Origin of the sequence: Clostridium phoceensis, from assembly GCF_001244495.1 — a bacterium.
GTDB classification, from domain to species: Bacteria; Bacillota; Clostridia; order Oscillospirales; family Oscillospiraceae; genus Lawsonibacter; species Lawsonibacter asaccharolyticus.
The window spans coordinates 1-9258 of sequence record NZ_LN866271.1 but is presented as its reverse complement, the minus strand read 5'-3'; the positions used below and the strand labels follow the sequence as shown (position 1 = coordinate 9258).

Sequence of the window (9258 nt, the reverse complement as noted above, 5' to 3'; positions counted from 1 at the left end):
ATGAGCTTTCAGAGCTGTCGGAGGTTTTTGATATGGACTTTACCATTATGTCTCCTCTGTCTTATTTTGGACGCCGCCGGTGCGGCAAGAATGCTCGGTATCTCTATGCTCTGGTCTTTGATCTTGATGGGGTTGGGATGCCACAGCTCCGGGACACGCTTCACCAGATGAACAAGGATATTCTGCCCAAGGCTACCTTCGTCGTAAACAGCGGGACGGGACTTCACCTGTATTATGTACTGGAGGAGCCGATTCCTATGTATCCGTACAATCAGAAATGCTTGAAGGAACTGAAATACTCCCTCACCCGGCAGATATGGAACAGGTACACCTCCACCATCAAAGAGCCGCAGGTACAAGGTATCCTGCAGGGCTTCCGAGTGGTCGGGTCTGGTTCCAAGCTGGGCCGGGAGTATCCTGTGACAGCCTATCGGCTCGGCGGGCGGGTGACGGTAGAGGAATTGCTGGAGTTTATCCCGGATAGCAATGGAGAGCAGCAGCAGCTCCTGGGCCTTATGCGGAAGGGCCGGCTCTCTCTGGAGGAAGCAAAGGAGAAGTATCCAGATTGGTATGAGCGGAGGATCGTCAAGAAGGAGCGGCGGGGCCGCTGGACGGTCAAGCGGGATCTTTATGACTGGTGGCTGCACCGGATCGGGGATGAGATCAGAGTTGGCCATCGGTTCTACGGTATTATGACATTGGCGATTTATGCGAAGAAGTGCGGGATCAGTGAGGAGGAGCTGCGTGAGGATGCTTTTTCGCTTCTGAAGCCCTATGACGATATGAGTATCGAGGACATCAACCGTTTCACGAAGGATGATGTAGTGTGCGCTCTGGAGATGTTCAACGAGGATTATGTAACATTTCCCAGGGATGATATAGCGAAGATCTCCGGTCTTACTATGCCTGTCAATAAGCGGAATTGGCGTAAACAGAGAGAGCATTTACAGTTTGCGCGTGGTGTGCGAGAAGTGAAGGGAAAACTGGGAGACGTCGTTTCTGGTGGAGGACGGCCATCAGCGCAGTGTCAGGTTTCAGAATGGCGTCAGCAGCACCCAGAGGGGCGCAAGGCTGATTGCCACAGGGATACTGGCCTTGATCCAAAGACGATTCGGAAATGGTGGGGCGAAACGAGTTGATAATTTAGCATAATTATGATAAAATAAAGATGAGGTGATATTATGAATATGATTCGACCTGTTTCGGATTTACGGAACAATTTTGCCGACATTTCAAAGACAGTTCATGAGACTGCAAAGCCAGTATTTCTGACGAAGAATGGATACGGAGATATGGTTGTGATGAGTATAGAGGCGTTTGAGAGCCTGCAGTTTGAAAGTGAGGTATATTTTAAGCTGCAGGAAGCGGAGCGAGAGGCCGAGCTGACCAGCAAGCGATATTCCTCAAAAGAGGTGCTGAAAGCCATGCGAGATGCCATAGGAGGAGAACAGGTTGTATAATTTGGAGTACCTACCTGTTGCCCGGCAGGATATGATTGATATTGTCCGATATATCGGCGTAGAGTTAGCAAATCCTGTTGCTGCGGATCGCTTGGCTACAGAACTGATAGAGGCTGGAGAAAGGCTCCCTAAGTTCCCATACGCAAATCCTGCATATACACCGATTCGACCATTAAAACATGAGTACCGGAAACTATTGGTACAGAATTACTTTATGTTTTATTGGGTAGATGAAGAAAAAAAGCTGGTAACAATCGCTCGAGTGATCTATGCAAAGAGAGACTATAACTTGCTACTTGAATGAAGGAGAAGTTTATGAGTTTCGATGAACAGGGGAAAAGTTCCGGGGAATGGGATAGCAATTTCTATCGAGGTAAGCTGAAACGAGGGCGTGAACAGGTGCGTGCTGGCCTTGGAATTATAAAGACGATGGAAGAACTGGAGGCGATGGAAAAAGATGAAAGCCAAGGTGTTACAGATCAGCTATGAGCCGGAGCGTGACCGTTTGACCTGGGATGGTTGGGATATTCACTGCGGCCAGAGCCTTGAAGTCCTTCTTCCGGATCGGCTCGGTGGCGGCACATGGCGGGCCGTCTCCTTTGAGCACAATGACGATGGATGGTATATGCCTGGGCATCCTGGTGTGTCTCCGGTGGGCCTGTGGGCCCGTGAGAGCCAGAACTAAACTAAGCCGGTTCCCACCAAAGGGAACCGGCTGTTTTATAGTCACTATAATTCTATATTTCTATATTGATATAAAAATATATTTATAGTAATATAGAATTATATATTTCTATAAAAACAGATTGAAAGAAGTGGAGTGTGAGCACATGATCATTGCAGTAGCAAATCAAAAAGGCGGCGTCGGCAAGACGACCACGGCCCAGGCACTTGCTGCAGGACTGGCCGGGAAAGGGTATAAGGTGCTGGGAATTGACCTCGATCCCCAGGGAAACTTCTCGTCGGCCTGTGGCGTAGAGAACTACAATGTTCTCACGGTCTATGAGGTGATGAAGCGGGCGGCCACGATCCAGGAGGCCACGCAGCACGCAAAGGGTGGCTATGATGTTGTGCCGGCCAATATCATGCTGGCCGGAGCAGAGCAGGAGTTGTCCCAGACCGGGAAGGAGCATCGGCTGAAGGAGGCCGTGGCTCCAGTCGCCGGCGACTATGATTTCATCGTGATCGACACACCGCCATCCCTGGGTGTGCTGACGGTGAATGCCTTTACCTGCGCCAGCGATATTCTGATTCCTACCACTGCCGGGATCTTCGCCACAGCCGGGATTTCCCAGCTCAACGAGACGGTCACCAGTGTCCAGAAGTATTGCAATCCTGGTGTGAAGATCCTGGGCATCCTCTTTACCAGGTTCAATCCAAGAGCAAATATCAGCCGGGAGATCAGGGAACTGGCGGAGCAGCTGGGGGAGTACATCTCGGCGCCGATCTATGAGACCTATATTCGGTCTGCGGTGGCAGTAGAAGAAGCCCAGGCGAATCAGACCGATATATTTGACTATGCCGGGAAGTCTACCGTAGCGGAGGATTATAGGACCTTTATTGAGGAATTTTTGAAAGGGGTAATTGTGTGATGGCGGGGAAAGCGAAGTTTAATCAGGAGGCGGCTCTTCAAAATATGGTGCGAGCAGGTCAGGTATCCGCAGCAGAGGGACCCATAAAGGCAGTGGTGGGTAGCAAGAATAAGGATCGGGTGCAGCGGTCATACTTTTTGGATCGGGATATTGACAAGGCACTTAGGAGAATGGCGCTGGAGGAAGAAAGAAATTTGACTGAGACAGTCAATGATCTTTTACGCAGGGGATTGGAAGAGTATCTAAAATAAAATGGGCTATTTAGAGAAAAATTATAGAAAAAATGGAAAAGGCAATCAGTGATTGCCTAAATGTAAACCGCTTGCGGTTTACATTTAATAAGTGTTCGTGTACTTTAGGGGTGCAGAAAATGAAATTGGAAGAAAAGCTGTTCTCTTTGCGCAAAGCAAAAGGATTATCACAATTGAATCTGGCAGAAAAGATTGGTGTTTCTCGACAGGCTATTTCAAGGTGGGAAGCTGGGATAGCGAAGCCGACAACTGATAATCTTAAATGTTTAGGGACACTATACAATGTTCCATTGGAGTATTTACTTAATGACGATGCAGTTGAACTGCCTCATGAGGAACTAAAGCCAATCAAGGCAGAATCTATTAATGAAGCCCCAAAGAGAAAAATTGTACTGGCACTTATAGTAGCTGGACTCACTGTGCTGGTGCTATGTACAATGATTTTTTGGAGAAAGGAAGAAACAACAATTCCCATGGAGAAAATAGAAGGGAGTGATGTGGTTACGGTAGATAATTTTGTGATGGATTGGTAGATGTAGAAGAGAGGGGGGGTGAGAAGGATGAAGAGGAAGAAGACTTTTTTCTTAATGCTGGTACTGATTGCATTGGTATCATGCTTTAGATTAAGTGCTGTAGCAGCAGGTGCTGATCTATCTGATGGCAATTTTCTGGAGGTGCGAGCTACAGGAAAGTTCGATATGGAAGTCCCGGCCAATAGTGCTGTAAAAGCTGACAGCAGTTTCCCGCTGGAAGTTGGAGAGGTTGTAACGATTAAGGCAACGTATTCCCCCTTTTCTGCGAGCGTAGACTTCGGACTGGTCGCACCAGATGGCTTGTTCTATGGTCTGAATACAACAACAGGAAGTTTTGATAAGGCTATCAAAGTAAGTCAAAGAGGGCATTATTATTTTGTAGTAAGAAATAATTCTTCGGAAATAATTCATGTTTCTGGCCATGTGAATTATTGATGAAGAAGAAAAGATAAAATAGGAGGTAGTAGCGATGAAAAAAGTTTTATCTGGTATGTTGGTACTTACGATGATGTTTTCTCTTTTGGTTCCTGCAGTAGCTGCGGAAGTTCCAACTGATGAAATTATAGGAGAGATTTTCTATGAAAGCGAACCAGTTGGATATTTAACTGCAGGTGAGCAGTTGCCTCCTACGACTATTTTGTCCTCAGTGGATAATCCGGATGGTTCTATTACAATTTATGAGTATGAAAACAATGTTTTGATTGAGGCTCATACGACTCAACCTGGAAGTGGACGAATTGATAGCGTATACTATGATGCAACAGGTAATACCACAACCGAGACTGAGTTTACAAAGAGACAGACTCGTGCGGATACAGATATTCCGGATGAAGTGCATTTCCGAAATCTTGGATATATGCATTATAGAAACACATTTACCAATACGATTTTCTCTATTAATTGTGATTTAAGAGAGGGATGGTTTAAAGATCGGGAGTACACCTTTAATGCGGGTACATCTCAACGACTTGGAAAATGGACTGCAGCAATTGTTTCTATCTTCTTTTTCCATCATGAAGCCGAAAAGATGGCGGAAAAGATTGTTTCTGGTGCAACATCTTATGGAATCTTAGAGAAACTTGCAACGGGTTTTTATTCATGTGTCCTTACTCGAACAATTGTATGTGATTACTACAATCAAGAAATCCATGGAGAGCCTACACAGCCATCTGGGCAAGGGGAATCTGCGCGGCTCGATGGGGTATATGCCTATGTCGATTATGGTAGTGGACCCGAAGTTAAGACAGAAGGGTACACGGTGAGAGATTGGGGAAATTCTGGAATGGGACGGCAAATGATGTATAAAGTATTTGGAATTGATGAGGCCCCGACATCATGGAGTAATGTAGATTTGAGAGCCCTGTATGGATAACCTCATAATTATTTTATTTTCCATGTATTTTTGCTACCGTTCCTTTCGGGATTTTGCTGGAGATGATGAAGCAATTCGGAAAGAGTACAGGGAACTACCAGGAAGAAAGAAATGGCAAAAAAACAAGGCAATCCTGGAAATGATTATTGGAGTAGGAACAATAATATTTGTGCTATGCCAGAGGGAAAAGATAGCCACAATTGTGATTGGAATTGCCGTGCTGTTTGCGTTTGTGCTGTCGATAATAAACAATAAGAAATATATACGACAAGCAAGAAAAGAGGACAAGCCATAAACTGAAGAAGCGGTGGAGGAAAATCGTTCCCTCTACCGCTTATATAACGGTTTACCCGTTTGCACTATATGTGAACGGGTAAACCGTTATACGGTTATTTTTATGAATATGTTGACTTCTCTGTTTTAGTATGGTACGATGAGCATGGATAGAAATAGGCTGCGAACGGTGCTGGAGCCGGGACAGCGGCCTGATGGGAAGGCGGTGGGATATGGAGGCTGCGGCTGGTAGGGTTGCAGCGGATCAGAGGTAGGCTCGTCTGGGCGAGGGTAAAGAGTGATTAGGCCCAGAGCGTCTTGGCCGGAGCTGCCGGCTGGGGGTTCAGCAAATACCCATACAGAAGCCATGACAGGGTTGATACTCCTGTGTGGTGTGCGGGCTTGCCACAGTAACCTTTGTGAAATGGAAAGCGCACCATGGACCCCAACACGAGTAATCCTTTTGAAAGTGATGGGTAAGCAAAATGTATCATGTCCCTATCCACTCTCTGATAGTAGCCAGGATACTGTAGATCTCCTGGAGAGCCGCACCCTCTACAAAAGTGCCGACAGATCCCGAACTGCCGTAGATCTCAATAAATCGGGACTGCACACATAAGCAGTTCAAAAAAGTGTCGGGAGCGATCCCAAATCCGTCACACATAAGACGTTAAAAAGTGTATTTGCCGATTGCCGAGTCTCCGAGGGGAGCTGACATGAGGCGGCTTTGCTTGAACAGATGATAGAAAACAAGAAATCATGATTTATAGTTTTGTAGAAATGCAGATTTATATATGTATAGATTTAATTAAAAATAGATTTCTGTTTATCTATAAAAATAGAAATCTATTTTACGAGAGAGGAGGGGCCTATGGGCCGGCGCAACAAGGCTTATCACAAGGATCTTCACCAGCAAGCCTATGAACGATTGACCAGTATGCAAGCGTTTGGGGAGAGCAGAAAAGAGGCAAAGGCGAATGGGACGGACAAGGATAAGATTTTCTCCTTCAGCACCTACCAGAGTTACTGGAAGCACACGAAGTATTTTATCAAGTACATCAAGGAACACCATCCAGAATGTACTACACTGAAAAGTGCCAGGAAGTATGTAAACGAGTGGCTGCAGGATGGCGTGGATCGGGGCCTGTCTGCATGGACGGTTGGTGTGCAGCGGTCGGCCATGGGAAAACTGTACGGGATCTCTCCAGATGATGAAGACTTTTTCAAAGCTCCGAAAAAGGAACGGGAAAATATCAAGCGGAGCCGCGGCGACCGGGTTCGGGATAAGCACTTCTCCAAGACGAACAATGATGGGCTAATCAAGTTTTGTCAGGGGACTGGGCTGCGTCGGAAGGAGCTGGAGGAGCTGCGGGGGAAGGATCTGGTCACCAGAGAACAGGTCGAGGTTGAGTTATCCAAGCTGGAGAGTCGGCCTGCAGAGGAACTGACGCCGGCCGACACCAAGCGGTTGGAAATGCTCCAGGACGCCCTTTTATTCCCGGAGGGTTACTTTACCCATGTCCGCAACGGAAAGGGTGGCAGGGAGCGCCTAAGCCCTATCATCGGGCCAAATGCGGGGCAGATCATAGAGCGGATCAGTAACACGCCGGCAGAGGAAAAGGTGTGGCAGCACGTCCACCAGAGCGCCGATATTCACGGATACCGGGCCGAGTATGCCACGGTGATCTATAAAGTTAACGCCAGAGAAATCAAGGACATTCCTTATGACCGGGTGAACAAAGGCACCGGGCATCGCTACCAGAGCGAGGTGTATACCTGCCGCAAAGATGAATCTGGTAGGAAGTTGGACAAGGCTGCTATGTTGGTGTGCAGCAAGGCGCTGGGCCATAATCGGATCGATGTTGTGGCCAACAACTATATCCGAGATCTATAAAGGGGGGGCGCTGCCATGAGCGAGTTTGTAAAAAAGACAATGATAGGGTACAAGGAAGTTCCTGGCGGCCAATCTGATCCGGAGTGTACTCACGTGATCCTGAGCCTGAAGGAGTATAATGACCTCTTGCGGGAGATCTCCCAGGCGAAACAGGAAGCCAGAAACGAGAGAAGCAAGGCAGATGATGATAAAAAAGAAAATGAACGAAAACTGAAGCTAATGGCGCAGGAGCATGAGCAGACGATAGAAGAATGGAGAACTGCACTGGAAGCGGAACGAGCTGAAAGTGCCAGCCAGAAGGATCTGAATGAAAATCTGCTGCGTGTTGCCAGGGAAAGGGCCAATGCGGATCGAAAACTGAAACGCAAGAAGGAGCACACCGGCTATGTGGTGGTGGTATCTTCAGAAAAGATCTATCGGTATAAAAGTAGACAAAGACTGGAATCAGTGAAACTATGGGAGACCGTGATTCAAAGCCCATATTCGATAGAGTTTCCAGCAGAACAGGCAAAGAAGCTGATACTGGAAGAGTTCTTCCCAGAAACCGGGGAGTGGGAAGCTGCCAGGTTAGGGATAGAGCGATGGGTCGCCGGTGACTATGAGGATTTCCTGAGTGCTGCGGATAAAGACGAGGAAATTATGCAGCAGAATACAGCTCTGACGGAATACCGGAGTTTCAGGGCCAATTATCGGGCCGGGTACTGGGAAATGATATTAGTTCATACAAGGCCCCTGGAGGTTGTCCCGAAGGATATGCGAGAGAACTGAAGGAGATAAAAATGATGAAGATGGGATTGTGTGCAGAGGATGCGGTAACTCATAACTTAACCGTAGTATGGACTGGACTGGGTACCAGGGAGCTGGAGGAAGGGGAACAGCTGGAGATTCGGGTGGCCGGTCACTGGATCGAGGTTGAACTGGAGCGAGATCTTGACGGCGGCTGGAGTTGGCGGGACCTGGAGACCGGCTGGAGCCTGAAGCGTACAGATGTCGCGCCAGTCAGTGTCCGGAAAAACGACGCCTAAAATTAGCCTGTCCGAGGGCCTTGAAAGCGCCGCCTGGACAGGCTATAATAACAATCAAAATAGGGAAAAACTCTATTGATAATATATGCCCGATATAAGGGGTTGGTGAGAATGGAAATATGATCTAAATTTAGGCTGTCGAAAAATAGGGAAAAACTCTATTGATAATATATGCCCCCCTATGGGCCTTTTGGCCCTAAAAGAAACTCGTAAATTTCTCTCTTAGAGGGGGAGAAAGTCGGAGGGGAATTGGGGGGTGTGCGGAGGCTGTGGTAATGTGGTAAACCCGATAGGGTTTTCCATCATTTCCATAGCCGGAGCACGGGGGGAAAGGGGGAGGTGACTTTCTCTTTAAGGCCCCAAAGGGGCCGCTCTTTGGCTCCCCCTTTCCCCCCTTCCGCCCGCAGGCGTTCCCCGCCGCAGCGGATTTTCTTTTTGCTACTTTTTCTTTTGGAGGTGAGTGTATGCCTATGGAGCAGCAGGCCGCTATGGAGCAGCTGCAGGAATTGTACAGGGAAAAGAATGAGCATTTGGAGAAGTTCCTGGAGCCGGTCACGCCCTTTGAGTTTTACCGGGAGATCTTCCCCGTGGGCAGCTTTGAGCGGAAGGGCCATTTTGAGGACGCGAAGGGCAACGGGATTGCGGTGACGGTACCGAAGGCCGCAGGGATCGCGTTGGAGATCCAGGAGGAAGGTAAGGCCAAACGCTATACCATTACCGATGAGCTTTCAGAGCTGTCGGAGGTTTTTGATATGGACTTTACCATTATGTCTCCTCTGTCTTATTTTGGACGCCGCCGGTGCGGCAAGAATGCTCGGTATCTCTATGCTCTGGTCTTTGATCTTGATGGGGTTGGGA

At 47.8% G+C, this 9258-nt stretch carries 14 protein-coding genes and 1 pseudogene; all 15 read left to right on the top strand.

What is annotated here, in order from left to right; genetic code table 11:
• On the top strand, positions 1-1139 hold a 1139-nt coding region (locus BN1969_RS00140), incomplete at its 5' end, for a hypothetical protein (RefSeq protein WP_242850248.1).
• 42 nt (positions 1140-1181) lie between these two features.
• A complete protein-coding gene (locus BN1969_RS00135) occupies positions 1182-1460 on the top strand; it encodes a type II toxin-antitoxin system Phd/YefM family antitoxin (protein ID WP_050622441.1) in 279 nt (92 codons plus the stop codon).
• The gene (locus tag BN1969_RS00130; protein WP_050622440.1) at positions 1453-1764 is read left to right on the top strand and encodes a type II toxin-antitoxin system RelE/ParE family toxin; all 312 of its coding nucleotides are present in this window, start codon (positions 1453-1455) and stop codon (positions 1762-1764) included. The genes BN1969_RS00135 and BN1969_RS00130 overlap by 8 nt, the downstream gene beginning before the upstream one ends.
• Positions 1765-1775: 11 nt before the next feature.
• A complete protein-coding gene (locus tag BN1969_RS00125) occupies positions 1776-1949 on the top strand; it encodes a hypothetical protein (RefSeq protein ID WP_154669713.1) in 174 nt (57 codons plus the stop codon).
• Positions 1918-2145, top strand: coding sequence for a DUF5348 domain-containing protein (locus BN1969_RS17685; protein WP_147576934.1), 228 nt, complete (start codon positions 1918-1920; stop codon positions 2143-2145). Before BN1969_RS00125 ends, BN1969_RS17685 begins: the two co-directional genes overlap by 32 nt.
• 145 nt (positions 2146-2290) lie before the next feature.
• Positions 2291-3052 (top strand): ParA family protein, encoded by a 762-nt coding sequence (locus BN1969_RS00120; protein WP_077138653.1) that lies wholly within the window; start codon positions 2291-2293, stop codon positions 3050-3052.
• Positions 3052-3303 (top strand): hypothetical protein, encoded by a 252-nt coding sequence (locus tag BN1969_RS00115; protein WP_050622438.1) that lies wholly within the window; start codon positions 3052-3054, stop codon positions 3301-3303. Before BN1969_RS00120 ends, BN1969_RS00115 begins: the two co-directional genes overlap by 1 nt.
• A 119-nt stretch (positions 3304-3422) precedes the next feature.
• On the top strand, positions 3423-3836 hold the full coding sequence (locus BN1969_RS00110; RefSeq protein WP_050622437.1) for a helix-turn-helix domain-containing protein: 414 nt from the start codon (positions 3423-3425) through the stop codon (positions 3834-3836).
• A gap of 27 nt (positions 3837-3863) precedes the next feature.
• A complete protein-coding gene (locus BN1969_RS17680) occupies positions 3864-4271 on the top strand; it encodes a hypothetical protein (protein WP_147576932.1) in 408 nt (135 codons plus the stop codon).
• Positions 4272-4305: 34 nt separating this feature from the next.
• Positions 4306-5208, top strand: a complete 903-nt coding sequence (locus BN1969_RS17675) for a hypothetical protein (protein WP_147576930.1) — start codon at positions 4306-4308, stop codon at positions 5206-5208.
• Entirely contained in the window at positions 5201-5503 is a 303-nt protein-coding gene (locus tag BN1969_RS00105) for a hypothetical protein (protein WP_050622436.1), read from the top strand. The genes BN1969_RS17675 and BN1969_RS00105 overlap by 8 nt, the downstream gene beginning before the upstream one ends.
• A gap of 849 nt (positions 5504-6352) precedes the next feature.
• Positions 6353-7375: a site-specific integrase gene (locus tag BN1969_RS00100; RefSeq protein WP_050622435.1), complete on the top strand. Its 1023-nt coding sequence runs from the start codon at positions 6353-6355 to the stop codon at positions 7373-7375.
• A 15-nt stretch (positions 7376-7390) separates the two neighbouring features.
• A complete protein-coding gene (locus tag BN1969_RS00095) occupies positions 7391-8143 on the top strand; it encodes a hypothetical protein (RefSeq protein ID WP_050622434.1) in 753 nt (250 codons plus the stop codon).
• 14 nt (positions 8144-8157) lie between these two features.
• Complete coding sequence (locus BN1969_RS00090; protein ID WP_050622433.1) at positions 8158-8400, top strand: hypothetical protein; 243 nt, start codon at positions 8158-8160, stop codon at positions 8398-8400.
• 464 nt (positions 8401-8864) lie between these two features.
• Positions 8865-9258, top strand: a pseudogene (locus tag BN1969_RS00085) (hypothetical protein); the annotation flags it as partial.